The following is a 26,643-nucleotide window of genomic DNA, read 5'->3' as shown; positions in this document are numbered from 1 at the left end:
AGGCGGCCGACCAGTGACGACGCGCTCGGCGAAACGGGCAGGAACGGGCATACGCCGTCCGGCGAAGACGCTGGTCCAGCGGCCTCGGTTGCTTGTGCAAACGACGCATGGGCCCGAACGGACGACGGGCCCGCCATGCAGCACCAGCACAGGCAGGGATGTGGGCCGTGGACACCGAGGAACGCCGGCGGGCCATTCTCGACACCGCCCGACGGGACGGGTCGGTCGAGGTCAACGCGCTGGCCGCCCGGCTCGAGGTGGCCAAGGAGACCATCCGCCGCGACCTCCACACCCTGGAGGAGCACGGACTCGTCCGGCGCACGCACGGCGGCGCGTACCCGGTCGAGAGTGCGGGCTTCGAGACGACGCTGGCGATGCGCACCATGCGCCAGGTACCGCAGAAGTCGAGGATTGCCGCGGCCGCCGCCGACCTCCTCGGTGACGCGGAGACGGTCTTCGTCGACGAGGGATTCACCCCGCAGCTCGTCGCCGAACACCTGCCGAGGGACCGGCCGCTGACCGTGGTCACCGCCTCGCTGGCCGTGGCGTCCGTCCTCGCGGACGCGGAGAGGACCGCCGTCCTGCTGCTCGGCGGCCGGCTGCGCGGCCAGACCATGGCCACGGTCGACCACTGGGCCACCCGGATGCTCGCCGGCTTCGTCATCGACCTGGCGTACGTCGGGGCCAACGGCATCTCCCGCGAGTACGGCCTGACCACACCCGACCCGGCCGTCGCCGAGGTCAAGGCGCAGGCCATGCGCAGCGCGCGACGGCGCGTCTTCGCCGGCGTGCACAGCAAGTTCGGAGCGGTGAGCTTCTGCCGTTTCGCCGACGTCGGCGACTTCGAGACCGTCGTCACCGACACGGGCCTGTCCTCGGTCGAGGCCCAGCGCTACTCCCTCATGGGGCCGCAGGTCGTCCGCGTCTGACTCGGCACCTCAACACAACAGCACCCACTGCACCCGCCCCGGCGGGACGGGCCGTCACGCCCCGAAACACCGAACGAACCGCCCGAAACCGGCACAATGAGCCGCTCTGAAATCCCAGGAGTCTCAATGACGAAGTCAAGCCGCTTGCGCGACCGGCGGGGCGGAGGTGAACAGTCGGTGATCGCGCAGGAGTGCCCACAGAATGCTGGCCCGTCGGCGGGCCAGGGCGATGACGGCCTGGACGTGTTTGCAGCCCTCGCCGCGCTTCTTGAGATAGAAGTCCCGGTTCGGTCCTTCTCGGATGATGCTGGTCTGCGCGGACATGTAGAACACTCGTCGCAGGCGGCGGCTGTATCGCTTGGGCCGGTGCAGGTTGCCGGTCCGCCGCCCGGAGTCCCGGGGAACAGGGACGAGGCCGGCTGCGGAGGCGAGGTGGCCCGCGTCCGCGTAGGCGGTCAGATCGCCCGCGGCAACGACGAACTCCGCCCCGAGTATCGGTCCCATGCCGGGCAGGAACTCGATGATCTCGGCCTGCGGATGACTGCGAAACGTCTCGCGAATCTGCCGGTCGATCCGCTTGAGACGGTCGTCCAGCGCCAGGATCTGCGTGGCCAGATCGGCGACGATCTGTGCGGCGACGTCCTCGCCGGGCAGCGAGGTCTGCTGGGCCTGGGCGGCTTCCAGGGCGGTGGCCGCGACCGCATCAGCGCCGCGCACGCCGCGGTTGGCCAGCCAGGCCGTCAGCCGGGCCCGGCCGCGACGGCGGATGGCAGCCGAGGTCTGGTATCCGGTCAGCAGCACCAGCGCGCCCTTGTGGGAGCTGTAGTCGAAGGCCCTCTCCAGCGCGGGGAAGACTCCGGTCAGCACGTCGCGGAGCCGGTTGATCATCCGTACCCGGTCGGCCACGAGATCGGCGCGGTGGGCGGTCAGCAGCGCGAGGTCAGCGGCGAGCTGGGCAGGAACGGCGATGGGGGCGAAGTCCCGGCGGTGCCTGGCGGTTTCGGCGATGACGTAGGCGTCGCGGGCGTCGGTCTTGGCCTCGCCCCGGTAAGCCCCGGACATGCGGTTGACCGTGCGGCCGGGAACGTAGACGGCCTGCTGGCCGTGGGCCGCGAGCAGGGTCAGCAGCAGCGCAGAGGACGTGCCGGAGATGTCCACTGCCCAACTGACCTCGTCGGCCAGTTCCAGGATCTCGCCGAGGGCGGTGAGGATCGCCGACTCGTCGTTCTTGATCTTCTTCGACCACAGGGTCGCGCCGGTCTCGTCGACCACAGCCGCCCAGTGGTGACCCTTGCCTGCGTCGATGCCGGCCCACACCTGGGCCCGTCGCTCGCTCACTCGCCCCTTCTCAGCCCGAACAGCTTGCCGTCGGCCCGAGGAACACCCCGCTGTCATCTCCGTAATCAGCGACCGAAGCGCACATCTCAATCAGCAGCCAGGGCGCCCCGGAGAGCCGGACGGCCACTCCAAGGAAGCCACGGTCGGCAAGAACCCATCAGCCACATCCGGCCCTCCCGGGCCACCCAACAACTTACGGAGACACCCATGACCCTGAAGCGACGACACCATGGACAGCGCATCAGTGCGGTTGCCGCCACGGCTGCCCTCGTCGTCCTCGCCGCAGGATGCGGGGGTGCCGGCGGCGGTTCGTCCTCCTCCGGAGGCAACCAGACCCTGAACGTGCTCATGGTGAACAACCCGCAGATGGTCGAACTGCAGAAGCTGACCGCCCACCACTTCACCAAGGACACCGGCATCAAGGTCAACTTCACCGTCCTGCCGGAGAACGACGTCAGAGACAAGATCAGCCAGGACTTCTCCAACCAGGCCAGCCAGTACGACGTCGCCACCATCAGCAACTACGAGGTGCCCATCTACGCCAGGAACGGCTGGCTGCACTCCCTCGACACGTACGCCGCCGAGGACACGGCCTTCGACCAGAACGACATCCTGGCACCCCTGCGCCACTCGCTCACCGCCGAGGACGGCAAGCTCTATGCCCAGCCCTTCTACGGAGAGTCGTCCTTCCTCATGTACCGCAAGGACGTGTTCGCGGCGCAGGGCCTGAGCATGCCCGACAAGCCCACCTGGCAGCAGGTCGCCGACCTTGCCGCGAAGGCGGACGGAGCCGAGAAGGGCATGAAGGGCATTTGCCTGCGTGGCCTGCCCGGCTGGGGCGAGGTCATAGCTCTGTCCCGCGTCAAGTTTTTGGCTCAGTGATCTCGGTTTGAAAGTTGGGGATGCAGGCTCGGGTCGTTGTAGACCTCGATCGGCCGGTGGCCGGACAGGGCCTCGTGGGGTCGGTTGTGGTTGAACACATGCCGGTAGTGCTCGGCCTCGCGGGCGAGCATGGTGAGGTCCTCGATCTCCAGGCGGTAGAGGTGCTCGTACTTCAGCGAGCCGAAGGCGCGCTCGCGTACGCCGTTCTGGCCGGGGCTCTTGGCCCGGGTGCGGATGTGCAGCAACTCGGGGCGGGTAGCGATGAAGCGGGCGAACGCGGCGCCCTTGAAGGCTCCGCCATTGTCGGTGACCAGCTTGATGCGCCGGTTTTTGCCGGTGTCGGGACCGGCGGGCAGCAGCTCGGCCAGCGGACGTCCGCCGAGACGTTCGGCCTCCGCGATCGCGAGCTTCACCGCCTCGATCGCGTCGGCGCCGGTGCACGAGGGGCTGATGTGCCAGCCGTGCTCGTACTTGGTGAAGTAGTCCGTCACCCCGGCCAGCCGCCAGATCCCGCCTCCGGACGTCTCGTATTCGGAGAAGTCCAGTTGCCATACTTCGTTCGGGCTCGTCGGCGGCTGGGCGAAGGCGGCCTTGCGGGCCTTGGCCAGCTCGCGGCGTATTCCCTGGTAGTCGACCGGCTGGAGTAAATCCCTTCTGCGCAGAGCCCGTTCGATGGAGGACGCAGACACGTCGTGGCCGTCGGCTCGCATCATCCAGTGGATCTTGCGGTGGCCCCAGGCCGGCCAGTCCGCGGCGTACTTCGCGGCGATCGGCTCGAGCTGGTCGACCACCGGCGCCGGCCACGGGCCCTTGACCACACTCTGGCCACGGCGGGCGCGGGCCTGCCAGCGGGTGCAGGTGCGGCGCGGGATGCCGACAAGCTCGCAGAACCTCGAGGTCGGCATCGCCGCTTCGGTGCGGATCACCTCGAGGTCCTCGAAGGGGCCAGGCGGCCCTCAGCGGACTTCTTCCACACCCGCAGCTCGACATGGGCCTCACCAAGCGCGGCCTTGAGGTCCTCGATCTGCTCCTCGAGCATCGCCTCCCGGCTGGAGGCCTGCTTCGATGTTCCGGCCGTCAGGCCAGCCTTCCCGGACTCCAGGAACTGGTCCCGCCACTTGGCCACCGACGTCTGCGACGTCTTGTTCCGGCGGGCCGCCTCAGCGACGGTCATCTCACCAGCCAGGACCGACAGCACGATCCGTATCTTGTCCTCCACCGGGAACTGCGGCGGACGGCTCATCAGGCTCTCCTTCAGCTCGTCAGGGCTCAACAAACCCCTGTGCCAGAAAGTCTGACGCGCGACAGCTCCCCTCACCACTGTCGTCAACACCATGGGGGCACCTGGTTCACCGAGGACTGGGAAGCACGGCTCGACTCGCCCGAGTTCACCAAGGCCGCCAAGTTCTACGTCGACCTCCTCCGGGAGCACGGCGAGGCGGGCGCGGCCCAGTCCGGCTACGCCGAGTGCCTCAACAACATGACCCAGGGCAAGACCGCCATGTGGTACGACGCCACCGCAGGCGCCGGCTCTCTGGAGGCCTCCGGTTCCCCGGTCAAGGGGAAGATCGGATATGTGCCCGCGCCGGTCGAGAAGACGGACAGCTCCGGCTGGCTCTACACCTGGGCCTGGGGCATGCAGAAGGCGTCCACAAAGGCCGACAACGCCTGGAAGTTCATCTCCTGGGCATCGAGCAAGGAGTACGAGGAGCTGGTCGGCAAGCAGATCGGCTGGGCCAACGTGCCCGCCGGCAAGCGGACCTCCACCTACTCCCGCCCCGAATACCTCAAGGCGGCGGACGCGTTCGCCGACGTCACCAAGCGAGCCATCGCCGAGGCCGACCCGAAGAACCCCGGCACCCAGCCCCGCCCCGCGCCCGGCATCCAGTTCGTCGGCATCCCCGAGTTCACCGACCTCGGCACCAAGGTGTCCCAGGAGATCAGCTCGGCCGTCGCCGGCCGCCAGTCCGTCGAGGCAGCCCTGAAGAAGTCGCAGGCCCTGGCCGAGAAGGTCGCCGAGGAGTACCGGTGAGTACATCGCTGAGCACACTGTCCCCCACGCCCGCCGGACAGCGGCCGCAGACCGCGCCCGGCACGGCACCCGAGCCCCCGTCCTCCACGCAGCGCACGGCCGGCCGCAGTGACCGGATCCGTGCCTGGGCCACCAGGGCTCCACTCCTGCCCGCCCTCGTGTTCCTGATAACGGTCACCCAGCTGCCCTTCGTGGCCACACTGGTGATCTCCCTCTTCGACTGGAACTCCCTTGCCCCCGACGAACGCGCCTTCACAGGACTGAGCAACTACGCCTCCGCGTTCAGGGACGACTCGATGCGCGACTCGGTCCTGACCACCGTGCTGCTGACCGCGAGTGTCGTCATCGCGAGCGTCGTCCTCGGACTGCTCCTCGCCCTGCTGCTCGACCGCACCTTCCTCGGCCGCGGCATCGTGCGCACCCTGCTCATCACCCCGTTCCTGCTGGTGCCCGTCTCGGCGGCCCTGCTGTGGAAGCACGCCCTCTACAACCCCGAGTACGGGCTGTTCAACGGTGCCCTCAACTGGGCCGCCGGACTCGTCGGCATCGACGCACCGGCGCAGCCCGACTGGATCTCCGAGATGCCTCTGCTCGCTGTGGAAGCGGCCTTGGTGTGGCAGTGGACACCGTTCATGATGCTGATCCTGCTCGCCGGACTGCAGAGCAGGCCCGCGGAGATGATGGAGGCCGCCCGGCTCGACGGCGCGAACTCCTGGCAGATGTTCCGCTACCTGACCCTGCCGCACCTGCGCCGCTATCTCGAACTGGGCATTCTGCTCGGCTCGGTGTACATCGTGCAGAACTTCGACGCCGTTTTCACCCTCACCTCGGGCGGCCTCGGCACCGCCAACCTCCCATACACGATCTACCAGACCTTCTACCAGGCCCACGAATACGGACTGGCGTCCGCCGCGGGAGTCGTCGTCGTGATCGGCACCATCGTCATCGCGACCTTCGCGCTCCGGGCGGTCTCGTCCCTCTTCCGTGAGGAGGCGACCCGCGCATGACCACTGCCGCACTCCCACCGCACCCCCTGCCGCCCGCCGCCCGCAAGGCCCGGCGCCGCTCCGCCGCCCTCGGCCTGCTGGCCTGGGCCGCCGGCATCGGGTTCTGCCTGCCCGCCCTGTGGATGCTGCTCACCTCCTTCCACTCGGAGGCCGACGCCGCCACCAACCCGCCCTCGGTCGCCGCCACGCTCACCCTCGACGGCTACCGGTCGTTCTTCGGCGGCGCGGGCGGCCCCACGCCCTGGCCCCTGCTGATCAACTCCCTCTCGGCGTCCGTCCTCTCGACCGTCCTCGTGCTGGTGCTCGCCCTTCCGGCCGCGTACCCGCTCTCCATCCGGCCGGTCCGCAAGTGGACGGACGTGATGTTCTTCTTCCTGTCCACCAAGATGCTGCCGGTGGTCGCCGGACTGCTCCCGGTCTACCTGTTCGCGAAGAACACCGGGATGCTGGACAACGTCTGGCTCCTGGTCGTCCTCTACACCTCGATGAACCTGCCGATCGCGGTCTGGATGATGCAGTCCTTCCTCGCCGACGTACCGGTGTCGATCATCGAGGCCGCCCAGGTCGACGGCGCCCGGCTGCCCACCGTGCTCGCCCGGGTCGTCGCGCCCGTGGCGGGGCCGGGCATCGCCGCGACCGCCCTCATCTGCTTCATCTTCAGCTGGAACGAGCTGCTGTTCGCCCGGGTGCTCACCGGCGTCGTCGCCCAGACCGCTCCCGTGTACCTGACCGGATTCGTCACCAGCCAGGGCCTCTTCCTCGCCCAGCTGTGCGCCGCGTCCGTCGTCGTGTCCCTGCCGGTGCTCACCGCCGGCTACGCCGCCCAGGACAAACTCGTCCAGGGCCTGTCTCTTGGAGCCGTCAAGTGAGGGCAGCGATCGTCGAAGCACCCGGCAAGGTCACCGTCACGACCGTGCCCGACCCGACTCCGGGCCCCCGCGACGTCGTCGTCTCCGTGGCGTCGTGCGGACTGTGCGGCACCGATCTGCACATCCTCCAGGGCGAGTTCGCGCCCACCCTGCCGATCGTGCCCGGCCACGAGTTCGCCGGCGAGGTCGTCGGCATCGGCAAGGACGTCACCGAACTGGCCGTCGGGGACCTGGTCGCGGTCGACCCGTCGCTCCACTGCCACGAGTGCCGCTACTGCCGCAGCGGGCGCGGCAATCTCTGCGACCGCTGGGCGGCCATCGGTGTCACCGTCCCCGGCGGCGCCGCCGAGTACGCGGTGGCACCGGTCGCCAACTGCGTGAAACTGCCCGGCCACGTCGACGTCAGGGACGCGGCGCTCATCGAGCCCCTGTCCTGCGCCGTGCGCGGCTACGACGTGCTCAGCAACACGCTCGGCGCCGAGGTCCTGATCTACGGCTCGGGAACGATGGGCCTGATGATGCTGGAGCTCGCCAAGCGCACCGGCGCGGCCGGTGTCGACGTCGTCGACGTCAACCCCGACCGGCTGGCCACCGCCGGTCTCCTCGGCTGCTCGCGCACGGCGGCCTGTGCCGACGAAATCGAGCGCCCCGGCGGCTGGGACGTCGTCATCGACGCCACCGGCAACGCCAAGGCCATCCAGGACGGCCTCGGCCGCGTCGCCAAGGGCGGCACCTTCCTCCAGTTCGGCGTCGCCGACTACGCGACGACGGCGGTGATCGAGCCGTACCGCATCTACAACCAGGAGATCACCATCACCGGCTCGATGGCCGTGCTGCACAGCTACGAGCGGGCTGCCGCACTCTTCGCGACCGGCGTGCTCGACGCGTCGGTGTTCATCAGCGACCGGCTGCCGCTGGAACGGTACGCGCAGGCCATGGAGCAGTTCCGGGCGGGCCGCGGCCGCAAGATCGTGGTGGAGCCGTAAGCCGTGTCCCGCCCCGGCGGTGCGACGTCGCCGGGGTCGGGGTGACGCGTCCGCAGGTTACGCGGCCGACCAAGCCACCGACCCCGACGGTCGTTCGCCGACCTAGTAGGACTCCGTTAGGTGTGTTTGCCTGTTGTGTGCGGTTGAGGGCACGGTGGGTGTATGGACATGCGGCAAGTGGAGGGCCTGCGGGCGGAGTTAGCCGAGTTCGTAGCGGATGTGTTCGCGTCGGTGCCGCGGCGGGATCAGCGGGCGAAGGGCGACTGCTACCTGCGCGGGCTGATGCTGGACGGGCGGCGTAAGTCGATCCAGCCGATGGCCGAGCGGCTGCCGGACGGCAGCGAGCAGAATCTGCAGCAGTTCGTGAATCAGTCGCCGTGGGATCCGATGCCGGTGCAGCAGCGGATCGCCGCGCGGATGGTGCCGCTGATCAGCCCGGACGCCTTCGTGGTGGACGATGTGTCCTTTCCCAAGGACGGCCGGATGTCGGTCGCGGTTGCCCGTCAGTACTGCGGCGCGCTGGGCAAGCAGGCCAACTGCCAGGTCGCGGTGAGTGTGCACGCGGTCAGCGACACCGCCTCGGTGCCGTTGCAGTGGCGGCTGTTCCTGCCGAAGGAGTGGGACGACGACACCCAGCGTCGCCGGGTCACCGGGGTGCCGGACGAGGTGCGGCACCAGGAGAAATGGCGGTTGGCGCTGGATGTCCTGGACGAGCTGGCCCGGTGGGGCCTGGCCCCACCTGTGGTGGTGGCGGACGCCGGATACGGCCAGATCCATCCCTTCCGGGCAGGATTGCGCGATCGCGGTCTGGACTACATCACCGCGGTGCGCGGGGACACCAGCGTCCATCCGGCCGAGGCCGTGCCCAGCACGCCGCAGCGGGCGGGGCGGATGGGCGCACCCCGCCTGCCGCGCTACCGGGAGGCGGCCCGCTCGGTGAAGGATCTTGTCATGGCAGCGGGACGCAGGTCGCTGCGGCGGTGCACCTGGCGGGAGGGCAGCCGCGGCGCGATGACCGGCCGCTTCATCGTCATGGAAGTCCGGCCGGCCGGCGTCGCGGCCTGCAAAGCGGCACGCGATCAGGCCGGCGGACGCGACGCCTGGGACGGCACCCTGCCGGCCGAGACCCTCCTGGCCGAATGGCCGCCCCACCAGCCAGAGCCCACCGACTACTGGCTGACCAGCCTGCCCGCCCACACCACTCTGCGCCTCCTGGTACGGCTGGCCAAGATCCGCTGGCGGATCGAGCACGACTACCGCGAACTCAAGCACGGCCTGGGCCTGGACCACTTCGAAGGCCGTTCCTGGAACGGCTGGCACCACCACGCCACCCTGGTCACCGCCGCCCACGCCTTCCTCACCGAGCAGCGACTGGCCCCAAAAGCCGACACGCCGGCCTGTCCCTCTACCAGACCCTCGACGCCCTCCAAGACCTGCTGAACTGCTGGACCGGCACCTGCACCACCTGCCACCGCCCCCTGCCCACACACCGCACCAGACAGCCAGCCCAAACACACCTAACGGAGTCCTACTAGGCTACGACTCCGACAAATACCGCCTCCTCCCGGCTCGAGGGATCACACCGTGGCGGGGGAGGGGATGTGTGCTGGTTGCGGACACCGTATGGGCCGTTGCCGGGTTCTTCGTGAACTGTGCGTCGAAGGTGTCCCGCACGGTCCCGAGTACTTCCAGCGCGTCGGCCCGCTCGCCGGTTATCTGTGCGGCCCGAGGTCACCTCGAACGTGCCGTTGTCGCCGGCGAGGCCCGCGTCATCGTCTATCCCAAGGACGTCGACTCTGGCCGTTTCACTGGACGCCTCCCGCCCGGGCCGGGGCGGCCGGCTGCCGGGGCACTCCGCCAGATTGACGCCACCACCGCCGTGTCGCTCCCCGCCGGTCCGGCCGGCACCTGTGCCGCCCTGTGCTGCTCCCGCCCCGCCCCTCTACCGTGCTCGCCTGAACATTCGCGCCCGCCGCATCCGCCGCATCCGCCGCATCCGCCGCATCCGCCTCTTCGGCGGTGGTCTCCCGCGCCAGTCGCCGTAACTCTTTCCCCCGGTCCGCTCCCGGACCCAGCCGCTGTCCGCACCCGGTCATTGTCTCCGCGGCCACGCCTATCGCCACCACCACTCGCGTCCGGTCGATCCGCGCCTGCCCCCGCTCCCGGGCCTGACGCATCTTCTCCTTCACTGCGGCGGCTACCGTCTCCTCGTCCTCTCGCGCCCGGTCGAATTCGGCCTCCAGCTCATCGAACGCCGTCTCCTTGCTCAGCCGCTCAGCCGCCGCTCCTGAGAGGTCGTTTTCTCCCGGTGTTTTATCCCGGTCCAGGTGATTCATTGGTAGTTGTCGGGTCGTGCCAGGAGATGGTGTTCTCGCCGGTGAGGCGGCGGGTCATGAGGTCGGTCATGGCGAGGTGGATCATCGCTTCGGAGCGGGCCGGGAGGGTTTCGTAGTCGCGGGCCAGGCGGCGGTGCAGCATCAGCCAACCGGTTGGGTCGGCCGCGCGGCGAGGTGCTTGCCGTGGGGGCGAGTCCTGTTCCGCGCGGCCTCCCGCCGAACCGGACATGACGGTTTCCCGGTCATCCGGCTCTCCAGTGACTACTGCGTGAGTGGTCTGGCTGGCCGTTCTGAGTGGATACGGTCGTGGCAGGTGTCGCAGGCCACGACGGTTTTGCGTCGCCGGTGGAGCATGACGCGCGCCCAGTCGGAAGGCTGCCATCCGGAATGTGCGAGGTCGGCGAGAGCGCGGACGTGGTGCACTTGCACGTTGCCCTTGCTTCCGCAGATCTCGCAGGTGTCCGCGAGGAGTCTCGCGATGAGTTCCTTCTGCGGATAGTCCACCCGTACCGGCTCGCGATCGGCGAGTTCTGCCGCCCGCTGCCGTTGGAGGGGAATCCCGCCGAACCGTGCCACCAGTGGTTTCCTGTTCTTCCGCTCGATACGGGCCTCGAAGCACACTCGGGGCCCGTTGGGGGTGTCGATTCTGGTCTTGTGCTTGGCGGCCATCTTCGACACTGACGAACGGTGCTTGGCTGCGAGAGTTTTGAGCATGGAGGTCTCCATGACCCATTGCAGCCGGTGCAGCCGGAAGACGTCTCCGGCGAGCAGGTAGTACTGGACGACGCCCCGGTAGATGGTCCCGAAGGTCGCCACGATCGCGTGATCGCTGCTGTTGGTCAGGGCCGTCTTCTTCGCGGGTTTCCCGCGGGCGATATAGGGGGCGCACTTGGCTTTGATCACGTCCCGTGGAACACGGAGTGCTATCTGACCGTTGACCCGACGGTAACGGCCGGTTTTCTTCGTGTCGTTGTGCTGGGTCGTGATCTCATAGCCGAGAAACCTAGCTGCCCGGGTGCGGGCATGGGTGATCAGCGTCTTTTCCTGGGACAGTTCCAGCTTGAGTTTGTCACGCAGGAACTGGGCCAGGCGTTGTTTGATCTGCTCGGCCTCGGCTTTCGGTCCGGTGAAACCGAGGAGGTGATCGTCCGCGTAGCGTATGTAGCGCAGCCTGCGATATGCCGGATCATTGGGATCCGCGCTCGGCAGGCTGACCATCCGCTGACGCAACGCACGGGCCTGGGCCCGATCGCCGCGCCGGCGGGCTTTCGCCAGCAGATTCTGCAACTCCAGGTAAGCCGGGTTTCGGGCCCGGCGGTCTCCTCGGGTGTACTCCGGAATCAGAACCGTTTCTACAAACTCATCCAACTTGTGCAGGTAGATGTTGGACAGGATTGGGGAGGCCACTCCGCCTTGCGGCGCTCCGGAGAGCGTGGTGCCCCATCTCCAGTCCTCCAGGTATCCGGCTGTCAGCATGTTGCGCACCAGCCGTAGAAACCGCTGGTCATGGATCTTTTCGCCGAGGATCGACAGCAGGACCTGGTGGTCCAGGCTGCCGAAGCAGTCGGCGATGTCCCCTTCGATGAACCAGGATGTCCCGGTCCAGGTGTGGTCCACCTCCCGCAACGCGGTGTGGCAGCCTCGGCGGGGACGAAATCCATGTGAGCGGTCGGAGAACGTTGGCTCGTAGTACGCCTCTAATAACAGGCGGACCACTTCTCCAACGAGCTTGTCCGACCAGGTCGGCAGCCCCAGCGGGCGCGTCTTCCCGTTCTTCTTCGGGATATGGATGCGTCGGACCGGCTTGAAGCGGTAACGCTCGTGACGCATCGCTTCAATGATCCGGCCGATCTTCCGCTGTGACATACCGTCCACGGTTTCCGACGTGACCCCGGGCGTCATCGCGCCGTGGTTGGCGTAAATGCGCCCGTAGGCCAGCAGATACAACTGCGGGTTGAACAGTTGCCTATACAGTTCATTGCACGGCAGGCCGCGCCTGCCGCGTTCACGCAGGACACCCAGCACCGTTTTGGCGCTTTGCATTCCGCATACCTCCCGGATTCGAGTGTCCGAATCACCTGGCCCCCTTCGCCCTGTGAACGGCTTTCCCGTCCTCCCTGGCCGGGCGTGACTCCGGCGACTACTACGGGGCCTCCGTCGCCATAGGACTCGCGTCCCGTAGGCGATCCCACGTTCGTCTCTGTCTGTACGTTCTAGCGCGACACAGGCGTCCCACTCATCTCCTTGAATGTCCTCGCTGAACATCGCTCCGTGCTCCGGAAGTTGCTCCGGCCACACAATCGAAGCCAGAGCAGAGCACGGCACCGGTTTCAGATGTCTTTCCGGCGGATGGGAACTTGCATCTTCTGGAGATTGGGCTTCAAACAATCCAGTCTTCGCCATATCGCGCGGGCCACCCAGCACACCGTCTCCGACAACTGAGCCCGGTCACTGGTTTTCTGACATGCTTTTGTCCCCTTCGCCTTTCGGATCCAGGTAAGTCATCGGGCCCAGGAACCTCCTTCCGAGTTCCTCCCGGCTGAGCCGGGGATACAAACAGAGCGCCTCGTGGCGCACTAGGTCCGCTCGACCGCCCACCGTTTCGGTATCGGGGTGAACCCCCTGGTCCCGGGGGTGCGGGCGGAGATTTCCATGTCGATGCCGAGGGTGGCGGCGTGCTCGACGAAGTGCTTGCGGTAGCCGCCGTCGACCCACACCTTGCGGAGGCCGGGATGGTCGGCGGCGACCTGGTCGAGCAGCTGGGTGCCGGCCACCGAGTCCTGCACGCCGGCCGCAGTGACCAGCACTGCGAGGAACAGGCCGAGCGTGTCGGTCACGATGCTCCGCTTCCGGCCGACGATCTTCTTGGCGTTGTCCGTGCCCTGACTCGCGGCGGGGACACTGGTGGAGGTCTTGACGCTCTGTGCGTCGATCACGCACGCCGACGGCTTCGCGTTCCGGCCCTCCTGCTGTCGCACCAACTCACGCAGCAGGCCGTTGAGCTGGGCAAAGATGCCATCGGACTGCCACTTGGCAAAATAGCCGTAGACCGTGTTCCAGTTCGGGAAATCATGCGGCAGGTAGCGCCACTGCACCCCGGTGCGGTCCACGTACAGGATCGCGTTCATGATCTCGCGCAGATCATGCTCGGGCGGCCGGCCGAAACCCAGGGCCCGGCCGCGACGCTCGTAGCGCCACGCGGACAGCACCGGCTCGATCAACTCCCAGCGGGCATCGGACAGATCACTCGGATACGCACGACGATCGGTCATGACCTGGACGTACCGCCGGTCGGGGGCGTGCGCCCAGGCGTGAGTCCTGCCTCACTGAAGCACAGACCCGATCCGGGCGTCCCGGAATGAGACAGGCGCAAGCCGACTCCCGCCCCAGATGTCACACCATCCGCCTCGGCAAGCACGGCCAACCTGCCAGCTTCACCCGCACCAACACCTCAGCGGGTGTAATTGCGGAGATACCACCGCACTACAGATGAAAACGACCTCTAAGACGTCGTCTCATATGGGTTGTTCGATAGTCTGGCGTCGTGGGGATCGTTGAGCGTCTCGTGCCAGATGAGTTGTGGGAGCTGTTCGAGCGGGTGGTGCCGCCGGCTCCGTCTCGGCCGCAGGGCGGTGGCCGACGACGGTACGGAGACCGAGAGGTCCTGGCTGCGATCATCTTCGTAGCGACGTCGGGCTGTACGTGGCGGCAGTTGCCCCCCTCGTTCGGGCCTTTGGGGCCCACAGCCCACCGGCGGTTCACCGAGTGGACCAAGGCCCGAGTCTGGGCCAGGCTCCACCGTCTGGTCCTCGACGAGCTGGGCAGGCGCGGTGAGCTGGACTGGAGCCGGTGCGCGATCGATTCGGTGAACATGCGTGCGATGAAAGGGGGGAGCTGACAGGTCCGAATCCTACCGGGGCAAGAAAGGCTCAAAGATCCACTTGATCTGCGGGTCGTAGAGGTCCAGCTTGTCCACCCCGGTCCTCAGGTTGTCCGGCACCAGACGCCGCGGGACACCGCTGGAGAAGCGGAACGCTTTCGCGTGCGCTTCGGTCCAGGCGTGCTGGTCCATGTGTGCCACCAGGCAGACAACCATGTGCCGCGGGGCGGGCAGCACCATCACGAACGCCCAGATCCGGTGCCGTTTCCCGGTCGCCGGGTTGATCCACTGCCCCAGGAAGCCGTAGTCGACCGAAGCCGTTGGTAGATCGTGGTGACCGACGTGGTCTCCAACAGGCTCTTGACGTAGTCCCGGTGCGGCTTGATCTCTGCCCACCGCACCTGGTTCAGCCTTCGGCTGGCCAACTCCGGGAACCAGCTCTTGAGTAGCTTCGCCCAGTCCACCTCGCTCATCGGCGACCCTCCCGGAGTGATCCCGGCCGCCTCCGCCGGCGCCAGCTACTTCCTGATCGGCTTGCGGTTCACCCCCAGCGACGGACACCTGGCTCTTGAGCCGGCCCCGCGTACCCATACACGTAGATCTCGACGACGTCGACCACGGCGAATGTTCTTCTTGCCATCCGGTGAGCGTGGCCAGCGGCATGATCGACGGTCAGCGTCCCGCTGGGGAGTCGTGACCACAGGGGTGGGGTATTGACTGATGCCGATCATGCAGATCGTAGGGAATTACCTGACCGTCGACACGGGGACGTGCCCCAAGTAGCGGCGGACCGCGTGAACGTCGTCGAATGCTCGGCGCAGGCGCCCGAGCACGCCGCGCGGGCGGCCGGCTTGTCCAGGGCTGTCATGTGTCCTCATTCCTCGAACCTGACGGTTCGGAGATCAATGGCCGCTGAGTGAATCGAGCCAGCGCCGGAGGTGCGCGGCGGTCTCTGCCGCCCGTTCCTCGATGATCGAAAAGTGATCTGCCTCGATGTACTCGGCCGGTCCACGGTGTTGCCAGTCGGGGACGGGGGCGACGTCCCCGAAGCTGCTCAGCATCACGGTGGCCCGCAGATTCAGCGTCGGCGCGGCGATCGGCTTGGCCTCGCGCTCGGGGTATATCCGCACGTAGCCGCCCATGGAGACCAGGCCGTGGTCGTCGACGGGGGTCAGTGCGTTGCCCCGGGACAGGATCTGTCCCAGCGCGTCGGTGAGCACGAGGCGGTTGAGTTCGTGCTCTTCCGGGGAGTAGGTGTCGATCATCGCGACGCCCGCGAGCTCGCCGCCGTCGTCTTCGATCCGCCGGGCGATCGCATGGGCGAGCGCACCACCGGCCGAATAGCCGATGAGCGCCACCGGGCCTCGCTCGAGTTCCGACGCGACGGCCGCGGCGAGGCTCTCGATCGCCGTCGCCCATGTCGCCGGCAGGTCGTCGCCTGCGCGCATGCCGGGCAGCCGCAACGCACTGACCTGCCGCTCGCCGCCCAGTTCGCGGGCCAGGCGGGCGAACTGGTGCGGGCCCGATCCCGCCAGGAACGAGGGGATGCAGACCAGTGCTGGTGCCGCGGCGCCGCGCGCCAGGAGCTGCACATCCGGGCGGTGTTCGGCGGCCTCACCGACGGAGTACGCGGTCATCAGAGCCGAGCTCGCGGTCAGCAGGGGCATCGCCCCTTCCAGCTCACCGCGGCGATGCGCCGCCGACACCAGGTCGGTGATCGTGCCGCGCACGCCGGCCGGTGCCTGCTCGACCACGCCGGTGTCGGATTCCTCGATCAGCGATCGCACCAGTTTCGCCACGTCGGCGGCGGTCGGGTGGTCGAAGATCAGCGTCGACGGCAGCGTCAGCCCGGTCAGCTGTGCGAGCCGGTTGCGGAATTCGACGGCACCGAGGGAGTCAAAACCGAGCTCGGTGAACGGCGCGTCCGGGTCGATCGCGTCGCCGGACAGGTGGCCGAGGACCGCCGAGGCGACGTTGCGCACCTCGCACAGGATCACACCGTCGCGGTCGGCGTCGGGCAGTGCGGCCAGCTGCCACGCCAGGCTGACACCGGGCTTCGCCGCGGCCGGGGGAACCCGGATCATGCCGCGCAGTACCGCGGGCAGTGTGCCGCCGCGCGCCAGGTCGGTGAGCGCCGCCGTGTCCAGCAGGGCCGTCGTCGGTGTCGCCCTGTCGGTCGCGAGCGCGTTGTCGAACAGCGCCATCCCGGACTCCGGGTCGATCGGGATCAGGCCCAGCCTGGCCCGGATCTGGCGGGCGTACTGCTCGGCGCCGTCCCCGCCGAGTATCCCTGCCATGCCGACGGTCCACAGTCCCCAGGCCAGTGAGTGCGCGGGCAGGCCCCCGCTGCGCCGCACGCGTGCCAGCGCGTCCAGGACGCTGTTCGCGGCGGCGTAGTTGCCCTGCCCTTGTCCGCCGAGCAACGGTGCCGCGGACGAGAACAGCACGAACGCCGACAGATCCATATCGCGGGTCAGCTCGTGCAGGTGCAGTGCCGCATCGGCCTTCGGTGCCAGCACCCGTGTCGTCTGCGCGGCGGTGAGGGTGTCGAGCGTGCCGTCGTCCAGGACGCCCGCCGCATGGATGACGGCGGTCAGCGGGGCGTCGGTGTCGATGTCGGCCAGCAGGGCCTGGACCGCGGTGCGTTCGGTGACGTCGCACGCCACGACCCGGACGTGGGCGCCGAGGTCGGTCAGCTCGGCGACCAGTTCGGCGGAGCCGTCCGCGGCGGCACCGCGCCGCGATGCCAGCAGCAGCCGTCGTGCGCCGTGCGCTGCGACCAGATGCCGGGCGACGATCGCGCCGATGCCGCCGGTGCCGCCGGTGATGAGCACCGTGCCGTGATCGAACGGTGGTACGCCCGGTTCGGTGGTGGGCAGCTGCTGCAATCGCGGTGCCAGGAGCCGACCCTCGCGAACCGCCAGGTGCGGTTCGTCCTGGGCCAGGGCGTCGGCGAGCGACTTGATCGGCAGGGCGTCGCCGTCGTGGTCGATGAGCAGGAACCGGCCCGGGTGCTCGGACTGTGCGCTGCGCACCAGGCCCGCCACGGCGGCTCCGACCAGATCGGGTTCCTCGCCGGGCAGTCCGGCGGCCGTGTGCGTCACGATCGCGAGCCGGCCGGGGTGTTCGGCGGCCATCCAGTCCTGCAACACTGCGAGCGTCGTCAGCACGCCGGCGTGTATGTCCGTCGCGCCGGCACCGGTTCCGCGGGGCGCCGACCAGACCACCGTGTCGGGAACATCCTGCAGCACGGCGAGTTCCGCGAGATCGGCACAGCATGTCGGGGGCTCAGGGGCCTCGACGGCCGCCGGGTCGCCGAGCACGACGATGCGCCCGGTGTCCGCCTTGGAGGCGGCAGGCACGGCGACCCACTCGAGGTCGAACAACGGTGCCGCGCCGCGCAGCCCGGCCAGCGCCCTCCGCTCGATCGGGCGGGACCGCACCGACTCCACGCTCAGCACGAGGGCACCGGTCGCGTCGACCGCCTCCACACAGAAGGTGTCCGGTGCGACGCGGGCGATGCGGGCACGCAGGGCACCCACGCCGGACTGTGCCAGCTGGACACCGTCGAAGGCGAAAGGCAGCGTCACCCGGCCGTCGGTCCCGCCCGCGGCGAGCTGGCCGACAGTCGCGTGGAACACCGCGTCCAGTAGTGCCGGATGCAGTCCGAAGGCGGTGGCGCGCGCCGCGGTGTCGGTGTCGAGCGCCAGGTCGGCGAAGACTTCCTCCCCACGCGACCACGCGGCGCGCACACCCTGGAACACCGGGCCGTACCCGAAGCCGAGGTCGCCGAGCACGCGGTACACCTGCTGCCCGTCGACCGGATCGCCCGCAACCGGAGGCCACACCTGGGGCCAGCCCGGCGCCGCGGTCGGCGCGGCGGGCATGAGCAGGCCACGGGCATGCTGCACCCAGGCGTCGGCGGCGCGGGCGTGGATGGCCACGGTCCGGTGCCCGTCGGCGTCGGGTTCGCCCACGGCGAGCTGAATGTCCGCGGCACCGTCGGCCGGGAGAACCAGCGGCTCCGCAAGCACCAGTTCCGCCAGGCGCGGCACACCAAGCCGGGCGCCGGCGGCCAGAGCCAGTTCCACGAATCCGGTACCTGGCATCAAGACCGCGCCGAAGACGGCGTAGTCGGCGAGCCATGGGTGCGTGCGCAGCGAGAGCCTGCCGGTGAACAGCCACTCGTCCTTGCCGGCGAGCTGCACCTGGGTGTGCAGCAGCGGATGGTCGGCGGAGTCGGCACCGGCGAGCGGCGCGGCGGCCTCCGCGGGCAGGAGCCAGAATCGTTCGTGCTGGAAGGGATAGGTAGGCAATGTGATCCGTGGCTGCGGTCGAGCTCCGAAGTAGGCCGCCCACCGTACCGGCTGGCCCGCGCAGTGCGCGGTGGCCAGCGCGGCGACCAGCTGCTCGGGTTCGGCGACTGTGCGACGGGATCCCGCGACCACCGATGTGCGCGCTGCGAGGTCTGTCGCCAGAGTGGCGCGGCTCATGGTCGTCAGCACCGCGTCCGGGCCCAGCTCAACGAACAGGCGCACACCCGAATCGAGCAGTGACTGCACCGCCGGGGCGAAGCGCACGGCCTCGCGCACCTGCCGTACCCAATACTCGGGCGTACCCACCGAATCGCCGGCGAATGCGCCGGAAACCGTGGAGCACAAAGGTATTCGTGGCTCGTGATACGTCAGGCCCGCGGCGATCTCCGCGAAGTCAGTCAGCATCGGATCCATCAAGGCGGAGTGGAACGCGTGGCTCACCCGCAGCCTGCTGGTCTTGACGCCCTCGGCCACCAACCTCGACTCGAGCGCCGATACCGCCTCGGTGTTTCCGGAGAAGACCACCGCATCGGGAGCGTTCACAGCGGCCAGCGAGACCGCGGCGGCTGCCGGATCGGCACTAGCCGCCGCCAGCAGCTCCAGGGCCCGCCCCTCCGGCACCGCGGCGGCCAGCATGCTCCCACCTGTCGGCAGCGCCCCCATCAATCGACCCCGGGCCGCAACGAGTCTGCACGCATCAGACAACGACCACACACCGGCCACATACGCCGCGGCCAGCTCGCCGATCGAATGCCCGGCCACCACATCCGGCGTCACGCCCAACGACTCGACAAGGCGATACATCGCCACCTCGAACGCGAACAACGCGGGCTGGGCGTACTCGGTGCGGTCCAGCAGAGTCTCGGCAGTCGCGCCGCTCGCAGCGGCCAGCACGTCGAGCTCACTCGCTTCCTGCCCGATGCCGGTGCGCTGCGCGCCGAACATCACATCCCGCAGCGAATGCTCCAGGTGTGCAACGAATTCCGCGCACACCTCGTCGAGCGCGGCGGCGAAAGCCGGGAACGCCCGGTACAGTCCAGCGCCCATCCCGATCCGCTGCGCGCCCTGACCGGTGAACAGGAACGCTGTCGTGCCTGTCTGACTAGCGCCGTTGGCGATGCCCGGTCCTGGCTCGTCGGCTGCCAGGCGCGCCAAGGCCGCCAGCAGCGTCTCCCGGTCCGAGCCCACGACGGCGGCGCGCTGCTCGAGCCGCGCGCGGTGCAGCGCCAGCGTCACCGCGACGTCGGTCAGGTCGAGCGACGGACGTTCGCGCAGCGCGTCGTGCATACGGCGCGCTTGGGTCCGCAGCGCGGCAGTCGTCCGCGCGGACAGCAGCAACGGCAAGGCCGCCGGGCGCGGTAGATCGACCGGCCGCGGCGGGACCGCGGGCGCCTCTTCGAGGATCACGTGCGCGTTGGTCCCGCTGATCCCGAACGACGACACTCCCGCCCGGCGCGGACGCTCCCCGACCGGCCACGGCTCGGCCTCGGTCAGGATCCGTACCTCGCCCGCCGACCACTCCACGTGCGGCGACGGCGCGTCAACATGCAAGGTGGGCGGCAACACCTCGTGCCGCAGCGCCTGCACCATCTTGATCACACCGCCGACACCGGCAGCCGCCTGCGCATGCCCAATGTTCGACTTCAACGACCCGATCCGCAGCGGCTCGGCACGATCCTGTCCGTAGGCGTTGATCAGCGCCTGCGCCTCGATCGGGTCGCCCAGCGTGGTGCCGGTGCCGTGCGCCTCCACCGCGTCCACCTCGGCCGCGGCCACCCCTGCGTTGACCAGTGCCTGCGCGATCACCCGCTCCTGGGATGGACCATTCGGTGCGGTCAAGCCGTTGCTCGCACCGTCCTGATTGATTGCGCTACCGCGGATCACGGCCAGCACCGGGCGCCCATTACGCTGCGCGTCGGACAACCGCTCGAGGGCGAGCACGCCGACGCCCTCGGCCCACGAGACACCGTCCGCGGCACTCGAGAACGCCTTGCAGCGCCCATCCGGTGACAGCGCCCGCTGCCGGGAGAACTCCTGGAACAGCATCGGAGTCGACATGACCGTCACCCCGCTGGCCAGGACCAGCGACGTCTCCCCGGCGCGCAGTGCCTGCACCGCCAGATGCAGGGCCACCAGCGACGACGAACATGCCGTGTCCACCGTCACCGCGGGTCCTTCCAGACCGAGGGCGTAGGACACCCGGCCGGAGACGACGCTGCCGCCCGATCCGGTCGCCAGATAGCCTTCCGCGGCACCGTCGGCGGCCTCGCGCGCCGTGTAGCCGTAGTCCTGGTACATGACGCCCGCGTACACCCCCGTGTCGGTGCCCCGCAGTGAGGTCGGATCGATGCCGGCGTCTTCGAGCGCTTCCCAGGACGCCTCGAGCAGCAGCCGCTGCTGCGGGTCCATCGCCGCTGCCTCACGGGGGCCGATCCCGAAGAAGGCGGCATCGAAATCACCCGCGGCATGCAGGAATCCGCCTTCTCGGGTGTAGATCTTGCCGGGTTTGCCGGGGTCGGTGTCGTACAGGTGGTCGACGTCCCAGCCGCGGTCGCCCGGGATCGGGGTGATCGCGTCGACGCGCCCGGCGATCAGTTCCCAGAGCTGGTCGGGATTCTCGACGCCGCCGGGATACCGGCAGCTCATGCCGACGATCGCGATCGGCTCGTCGGCCCTGGCCTTGGCCCTGGTCGAGGCGGGGTGCGACCGCGTCGGCGCCGAACCGTCGACCCTGGTACGCAGGAAGCCCGCGACGGCGGCGGTGGTCGGATAGTCGAACACCAGCGTGGACGGAAGCTGAACACCGGTGGCGGCGGTCACCTTGTTGCGGAACTCGACTCCGCCGAGCGAGTCGAAGCCCAGTTCCGTGAACGGTGTTTCGGGGTCGATGGCGTCGGCCGACTCGTGGCCGAGGACCGCGGCGGCGATCGCGCGGACCTCGTCGCGGATCAGCGCTTCCCACCGATCGGCGGGGGCGTCGAGCAACCGCTGGCGCAACGGGCTGTCGGCGATCTGGCCGCGCGACGGTACGTGGATCAGGCCGCGCAGCACCGCGGGCAGCGTGCCGAGCCGGCCCAGCGCGGTGAGGGCGGGTGTGTCGAGCAGCGCGGTCATCAGCATCGGTTCGCCGGTGGTCAACGCATCGTCGAACATCTGCATGCCGGTGTCCGGCTCGATCGGGGACAGACCGAGACGCGTGCGGATCTGACGTGTCAGATGTTCGGCACTGGGGTCGTTCAATGCCTCGGCCATGCCGCGCTTCCACAGCCCCCAGGCCAGCGAGTGCGCGGGCAGACCGGCGCTGCGGCGCACCTGGGCGAGCGCGTCCATCGCCGCGTTCGCGGCCGCGTAGTTGCCTTGGCCCTGCCCGCCGAGCAGCGGCCCGGCGGAGGAGAACAGCACGAACGCCGACAGGTCCATGTCGCGGGTGAGCTCGTGCAGATGCCAGGCGGCATCGACCTTCGGGGCGAGCACCCGGTCCACCTGCTCGGCGGTCAGGGTTTCGATGGTGCCGTCGTCGACCACGCCCGAGGTGTGCACGACAGCGGTCACCGGTTCGTGCGCAGCTACGGATTCCAGCAGCGCCGCGACTTCGGCGCGATCGCTGACATCGCAGGCGGTGACGCGTACGTCGGCGCCCAGCGAGGTCAGTTCGGTGACCAGCTCCGCGACACCCGGCGCGGCGGAGCCGCGGCGCGAGACGAGCAGCAGTCTGCGCACCCCGTGCCGGGTGACCAGGTGGCGTGCGGTGACGGCGCCCAGTCCGCCCGCGCCGCCGGTGATCAGGACCGTGCCGTCACCGAAGGGCTCGCCGGTCGGTTCGACGGTGGTGGCACGGATCAGCCGCGGTGCCACCGTGGCGCCGTCGCGGATCGCGAGCTGTGGTTCGTCCGTGGCGACTGCGGCGGCGATCCGCTGGTGCAGGTCCGCGGGGTCGTTGTCGTCGAGGTCGACGTTCACGATGCGCCCGGGATGTTCCGATTGCGCGCTGCGCACCAGGCCGCGGACGGCCGCTGCCGCGGGGTCCGGCGTCTCACCGGGCAGACCCGCTCCGTTGCGGGTCAGCACGATCAGCGTCGAGTCGGCGCAGCCCGGTTCGGCGAGCCAGTCGCGCAGCACCGCGAGGGCCTTGTGCACAGCGGTGCGGATGGTCGCGGGGACGTCGTCGCCGTCCGCCGGCGCCGTTTCGGGCGACCAGACGACAGCCGCGCCTGTGTGGCCCCCGCCTGCCGCGAACGCCGCGACATCCTCGAACGTCTTCGCGCAGCCTGCGACGGGCCGCCCCAGTGCGACCAGTTGCCGGTCGGACACCGCAGGCGCCGTCACCGGCGGCCAGTCGATCGCGTAGAGCGGGCTGCGGGCACCGGCGAGAGCGCTCGCGTCCGCGGGGCGGGCGAGCACGGCGTCGATCGACAGTACCGCGGCGCCGGTGGCGTCGCAGGCGTCGATGCGCACCTTCTCGGAACCCGAACGGATGATGCGGGCGCGGACCGCGGTGGCGCCGCGCCGGAACACACGGACGCCGCCGAAGGAGAACGGAAGCGGCAGCCTGCCGTCGGGGAGGTCGTCGGCGAGCACATCGATGGCGGCGTGGAAGGTCGCGTCCAGCAGCGCCGGATGGACCCCGAAGCCCGCCGCCCGGTTCGCTGTCGTCTCGTCCAGGGTCACCTCGGCGAACACGTCGTCACCACTGGTCCAGGCGGCGCGCACGCCCTGGAAGCTCGGGCCGTAGCCGAATCCCAGGTCGGCGAGCCGGTCGTACAGACGCGTTCCGTCGATCGGCGTGCCGTCGGCCGGCGGCCAGTCGGGGTCGGTCCAGGCCGGCGTCACGCCGTCGGCGGGGGCGAGGGTGCCGGTGGCGTGCAGCGTCCAGTCCGGCTCGCCCGGGTGGGACGGCGCGGTGCCGGTGACGGCGCGCGAGTGGATCGACAGGCGTCGACGGCCGGTGTGGTCGGGCTCGGTCACCGAGACCTGCACGTCCACGGCAGCGGCACCGTCGAACAGCAGCGGCGTCTCCAGGACGAGTTCGTCCACGACGGGCAGTTCCAGGCGGCTGCCCGCGGCTAACGCGAGATCCAAGAACCCGGTGCCGGGCAGAAGCACCGCTCCGAAGGCCGTGTGGTCGGCGATCCACGGCTGGTCGGTGGTGGAAAGCCTGCCGCTGAACAGCCATTCGTCGCGACCGGCGAGCGGCGCGGCGACGCGCAGCATCGGATGATCGAGCGCGGACAGGCCGGCACGGCCCATGTCACCGAGCGCATCGTCGTCGGGCTGCACCCAGTAGCGGCGATGCTGGAAGGCGTAGACAGGCAGGTCGAGGTGGGTGACCGGCCTTCCTGGTGACAGCGGCGCCCAGTCGACGGTGACGCCCGAGCAATGGGCGGCGGCGAGCAACCGCAGGAACTGGTCGACCTCGTCGACGCCGCGCCGTGACGCCGCCGCGACCAGTGAGCGGGACGCCACCTCGTCGATCAGTGTGTGGCGGGTCAGCGCCGCCAGCACCGCGTCCGGACCCACCTCGACGAACCGGCGCACGCCGGAGTCGACGAGTGACTGCACGGCCGGGGCGAACCGCACGGCCTCGCGCACCTGCCGCACCCAGTACTGCGGCGTCAGCAGGTCGGGACCGGCCGGCGCACCGGACACCGTGGAGCACACATCAATGCGTGGCGTCCGGTACGTCACCGATCCGGCGACCTGCTCGTACTCGGCAAGCATCGGCTCCATCAACGCCGAATGGAAGGCGTGACTGACCGTCAGCCGGGTCGTCTTCACGCCCTCGTCCGCCAGCCGGTCCTCCAGTGCGACGATCGCCGCCGTCTCGCCCGAGAACACCATCGCCGCAGGCGCGTTCACGGCCGCCAACGAGACCGTCCCAGCCGCGAGCAGTTCCAGAGCCCGCTCCTCCGACACTGCGGCGGCGAGCATCGCTCCATCGGTCGGCAGCGCGCCCATCAATCGACCACGGGCGGCAACGAGCCGACACGCGTCGGCCAGCGACCACACCTCGGCCACATAGGCCGCGGCCAGCTCGCCGATCGAATGCCCGACCACCACATCCGGGGTCACGCCGAACGACTCCAAAAGGCGATACAGCGCCACCTCGAAGGCGAACAGCGCAGGCTGCGTGAATTCCGTCCGGTCAAGCAGGGCCATGCGCTCGGTGTCGCCGACGCTGTTCCCGGCACCACCGGTCTCGCCGAACATGACCTTGCGCAGCGATACCTCTAGCAGGGCATCGAATTCCGCGCACACCTCGTCGAGGGCAGCGGAGAACACGGGGAACGCGGCAGCCAACCCTGCGCCCATTCCGACACGTTGCGCGCCCTGACCGGTGAACAGGAAGGCCGTCTCGCCGGTGGTGGCGACACCTGAGACAACATGCGGGGATGCCGAACCCGCGGCCAGAGCCGTGAGGCCTGCGAGCAGACCGGCCCGGTCGGCGCCGAGCACCGCGCCGCGCCGACCCAGCTGAGCGCGCGCGGTGGTCAGGAAGGCAGCGACATCAGCGTCATCCACCTCGGGGTGGTCGGCGAGCCAGGCCAGCAGCCGGCTCGCCTGTGCCCGTAGTGCGGTCTCCGACTTGGCCGAAAGCAACCACGGTGCCGGCAGCGTCGGTGAGCCCGACTCCGACTGCTGTACAGCAGCATCCGGTGCTGTCACCGGATCGACATCACGGTCGCGCGGCGCCTCTTCGAGGATCACGTGAGCGTTGGTCCCGCTGATTCCGAAGGACGACACACCCGTCCGACGCGGACGATCGAGCTCCGGCCACTGCTGAGCCTGCGTCAGCAGTTTCACCGTGCCCGCCGACCAATCGACCTCGGGGGTGGGCTCGTCCACGTGCAAAGTCGAGGGCATGACCCCCTTGCGCATCGCCATAACCATCTTGATCACGCCCGCGACACCCGCCGCGGCCTGCGTGTGACCAATATTCGACTTGACAGAACCCAACCACAACGGGTTGTCGTCCCCACGGGCCTGGCCGTAAGCAGACATCAGCGCCTGCGCCTCGATCGGATCACCCAGCCGCGTACCCGTACCGTGCGCCTCCACGACATCCACCTCGGACGCCGTCAGCCGCGCGCTGGCCAGGGCGGCCCGTATGACCCGCTCCTGCGAAGGCCCGTTCGGCGCAGTCAGCTGGCTGCTCGCACCGTCCTGATTCACCGCGGAACCACGCATCGCCGCCAGCACCCGATGCCCACGGCGCTCCGCGTCCGACAGCCGCTCCAACACCAACACGCCCACGCCCTCGGCCCAACCCGTGCCGTCCGCCGACGACGAGAAGGCCTTGCACCGCCCATCCGGCGACAACCCACGCTGCCGAGAAAACTCCACGTACGTGCCGGGTGTCGCCATCACCGTCACACCACCGGCGAGCGCCATCGAACACTCACCCTGACGCAGCGACTGAGCGGCAAGATGAAGCGCGACGAGCGAGGACGAACACGCGGTATCGACCGTCACCGCCGGTCCCTCCAACCCGAAGGTGTAGGCCAGACGACCCGACGCGACGCTGCCCGCGCTTCCGGTCAGCAGGTAGCCCTCGAAGCCCTCGGGCGCATTGGGGATCCGGGAGCCGTAGTCGTCGTACATGACCCCCATGTACACCCCGGTACGGGTGCCCCTCAGCGTGGTCGGGGCGATTCCCGCGTGCTCGAAAGCCTCCCAACCCGTCTCCAGCAGCAACCGCTGCTGGGGATCCATCGCCGCCGCCTCGCGAGGACTGATGCCGAAGAACTCGGCGTCAAACCGGTCCGCCTCGTACAGAAAGCCGCCTTCGCGGGTGTACGAGGTCCCGAGGTGGTCGGGGTCTGGGTGGTACAGGTTTTCCAGGTCCCAGCCGCGGCCCTCCGGGAAGGGACCGACCGCGTCACGTTCGGCGCTCAGCAGCTCCCACAGGTCATCCGGGGAGGCGATACCGCCCGGGAGTCGGCATGCCATGCCCACGATCGCGATCGGCTCGTGTGCGCGCTCCTCCAGATCCTGCACACGCTGACGGCTCTCCCGCAGGTCGACCGTTGCCCGCTTGAGGTAGTCGCGAAGTTTCTGCTCGTTGTTCATG

At 69.1% G+C, this 26,643-nt stretch carries 9 protein-coding genes and 6 pseudogenes; 8 read left to right on the top strand and 7 right to left on the bottom strand.

Annotation, left to right across the window (positions count from 1 at the left end):
• Nucleotides 1-167 precede the first annotated feature (167 nt).
• The gene (locus QFZ82_RS00855) at nt 168-929 is read left to right on the top strand and encodes a DeoR/GlpR family DNA-binding transcription regulator (protein ID WP_307711308.1); all 762 of its coding nucleotides are present in this window, start codon (nt 168-170) and stop codon (nt 927-929) included.
• A gap of 135 nt (nt 930-1,064) precedes the next feature.
• On the opposite strand, the gene QFZ82_RS00850 is transcribed toward QFZ82_RS00855, so the two are convergent.
• Complete coding sequence (locus tag QFZ82_RS00850; protein ID WP_307711307.1) at nt 1,065-2,267, bottom strand: IS110 family transposase; 1,203 nt, start codon at nt 2,265-2,267, stop codon at nt 1,065-1,067.
• Nucleotides 2,268-2,474: 207 nt separating this feature from the next.
• Between QFZ82_RS00850 and QFZ82_RS00845 the strand changes: the two are divergent.
• Nucleotides 2,475-3,119, top strand: a pseudogene (locus QFZ82_RS00845) (ABC transporter substrate-binding protein); the annotation flags it as partial.
• A 23-nt stretch (nt 3,120-3,142) separates the two neighbouring features.
• Here the strand turns inward: QFZ82_RS00845 and QFZ82_RS00840 are convergent.
• Both QFZ82_RS00840 and QFZ82_RS00835 read right to left on the bottom strand, forming a co-directional pair.
• Nucleotides 3,143-4,075: an integrase core domain-containing protein gene (locus QFZ82_RS00840; protein ID WP_307711306.1), complete on the bottom strand. Its 933-nt coding sequence runs from the start codon at nt 4,073-4,075 to the stop codon at nt 3,143-3,145.
• A complete protein-coding gene (locus QFZ82_RS00835) occupies nt 4,072-4,392 on the bottom strand; it encodes a transposase (protein WP_307711246.1) in 321 nt (106 codons plus the stop codon). Before QFZ82_RS00835 ends, QFZ82_RS00840 begins: the two co-directional genes overlap by 4 nt.
• Nucleotides 4,393-4,456: 64 nt before the next feature.
• On the opposite strand from QFZ82_RS00835, the pseudogene QFZ82_RS00830 reads away from it, so the two are divergent.
• From QFZ82_RS00830 to QFZ82_RS00810, 5 genes and pseudogenes are all read left to right on the top strand, one after another.
• Nucleotides 4,457-5,181, top strand: a pseudogene (locus QFZ82_RS00830) (extracellular solute-binding protein); the annotation flags it as partial.
• Nucleotides 5,178-6,188 carry a carbohydrate ABC transporter permease gene (locus QFZ82_RS00825; protein WP_307711305.1) on the top strand — a complete coding sequence of 337 codons (1,011 nt, stop codon included), beginning with the start codon at nt 5,178-5,180 and terminating at the stop codon, nt 6,186-6,188. The pseudogene QFZ82_RS00830 and the gene QFZ82_RS00825, both read left to right, overlap by 4 nt.
• Complete coding sequence (locus QFZ82_RS00820) at nt 6,185-7,057, top strand: carbohydrate ABC transporter permease (RefSeq protein WP_307711304.1); 873 nt, start codon at nt 6,185-6,187, stop codon at nt 7,055-7,057. The genes QFZ82_RS00825 and QFZ82_RS00820 overlap by 4 nt, the downstream gene beginning before the upstream one ends.
• Entirely contained in the window at nt 7,054-8,043 is a 990-nt protein-coding gene (locus QFZ82_RS00815; RefSeq protein ID WP_307711303.1) for a zinc-dependent alcohol dehydrogenase family protein, read from the top strand. The genes QFZ82_RS00820 and QFZ82_RS00815 overlap by 4 nt, the downstream gene beginning before the upstream one ends.
• A gap of 162 nt (nt 8,044-8,205) precedes the next feature.
• A complete protein-coding gene (locus tag QFZ82_RS00810) occupies nt 8,206-9,483 on the top strand; it encodes an IS701 family transposase (RefSeq protein ID WP_307711272.1) in 1,278 nt (425 codons plus the stop codon).
• 873 nt (nt 9,484-10,356) lie between these two features.
• Here the strand turns inward: QFZ82_RS00810 and QFZ82_RS00805 are convergent.
• The 3 genes and pseudogenes from QFZ82_RS00805 to QFZ82_RS00795 form a co-directional block, all read right to left on the bottom strand.
• Nucleotides 10,357-10,530, bottom strand: a pseudogene (locus QFZ82_RS00805) (IS5/IS1182 family transposase); the annotation flags it as partial.
• Between the two features lie 110 nt (nt 10,531-10,640).
• Nucleotides 10,641-12,422 carry a reverse transcriptase/maturase family protein gene (locus QFZ82_RS00800; protein ID WP_307711302.1) on the bottom strand — a complete coding sequence of 594 codons (1,782 nt, stop codon included), beginning with the start codon at nt 12,420-12,422 and terminating at the stop codon, nt 10,641-10,643.
• Nucleotides 12,423-12,958: 536 nt separating this feature from the next.
• Nucleotides 12,959-13,651, bottom strand: a pseudogene (locus QFZ82_RS00795) (IS5 family transposase); the annotation flags it as partial.
• Nucleotides 13,652-13,923: 272 nt separating this feature from the next.
• Here QFZ82_RS00795 and QFZ82_RS00790 point away from each other — a divergent pair.
• Nucleotides 13,924-14,326: pseudogene (locus tag QFZ82_RS00790) on the top strand (transposase); the annotation flags it as partial.
• An 835-nt stretch (nt 14,327-15,161) separates the two neighbouring features.
• Here QFZ82_RS00790 and QFZ82_RS00785 read toward each other — a convergent pair.
• Nucleotides 15,162-26,642, bottom strand: a pseudogene (locus tag QFZ82_RS00785) (SDR family NAD(P)-dependent oxidoreductase); the annotation flags it as partial.
• Between the last annotated feature and the right edge of the window lies 1 nt (nt 26,643).

Origin of the sequence: Streptomyces sp. V4I23 (assembly GCF_030817975.1) — a bacterium.
Lineage (GTDB): Bacteria > Actinomycetota > Actinomycetes > Streptomycetales > Streptomycetaceae > Streptomyces.
Note: the sequence above shows the minus strand (reverse complement) of the source record. Positions and strands in the feature narration are given on the sequence as shown.

Coding starts and splice junctions, on each gene's coding strand:
- QFZ82_RS00810 (WP_307711272.1), top strand. CDS start 8,206: ATGGACATGCGGCAAGTGGAGGGCCTGCGGGCGGAGTTAGCCGAGTTC.
- QFZ82_RS00800 (WP_307711302.1), bottom strand. CDS start 12,422: ATGCAAAGCGCCAAAACGGTGCTGGGTGTCCTGCGTGAACGCGGCAGG.
- QFZ82_RS00820 (WP_307711304.1), top strand. CDS start 6,185: ATGACCACTGCCGCACTCCCACCGCACCCCCTGCCGCCCGCCGCCCGC.
- QFZ82_RS00835 (WP_307711246.1), bottom strand. CDS start 4,392: ATGAGCCGTCCGCCGCAGTTCCCGGTGGAGGACAAGATACGGATCGTG.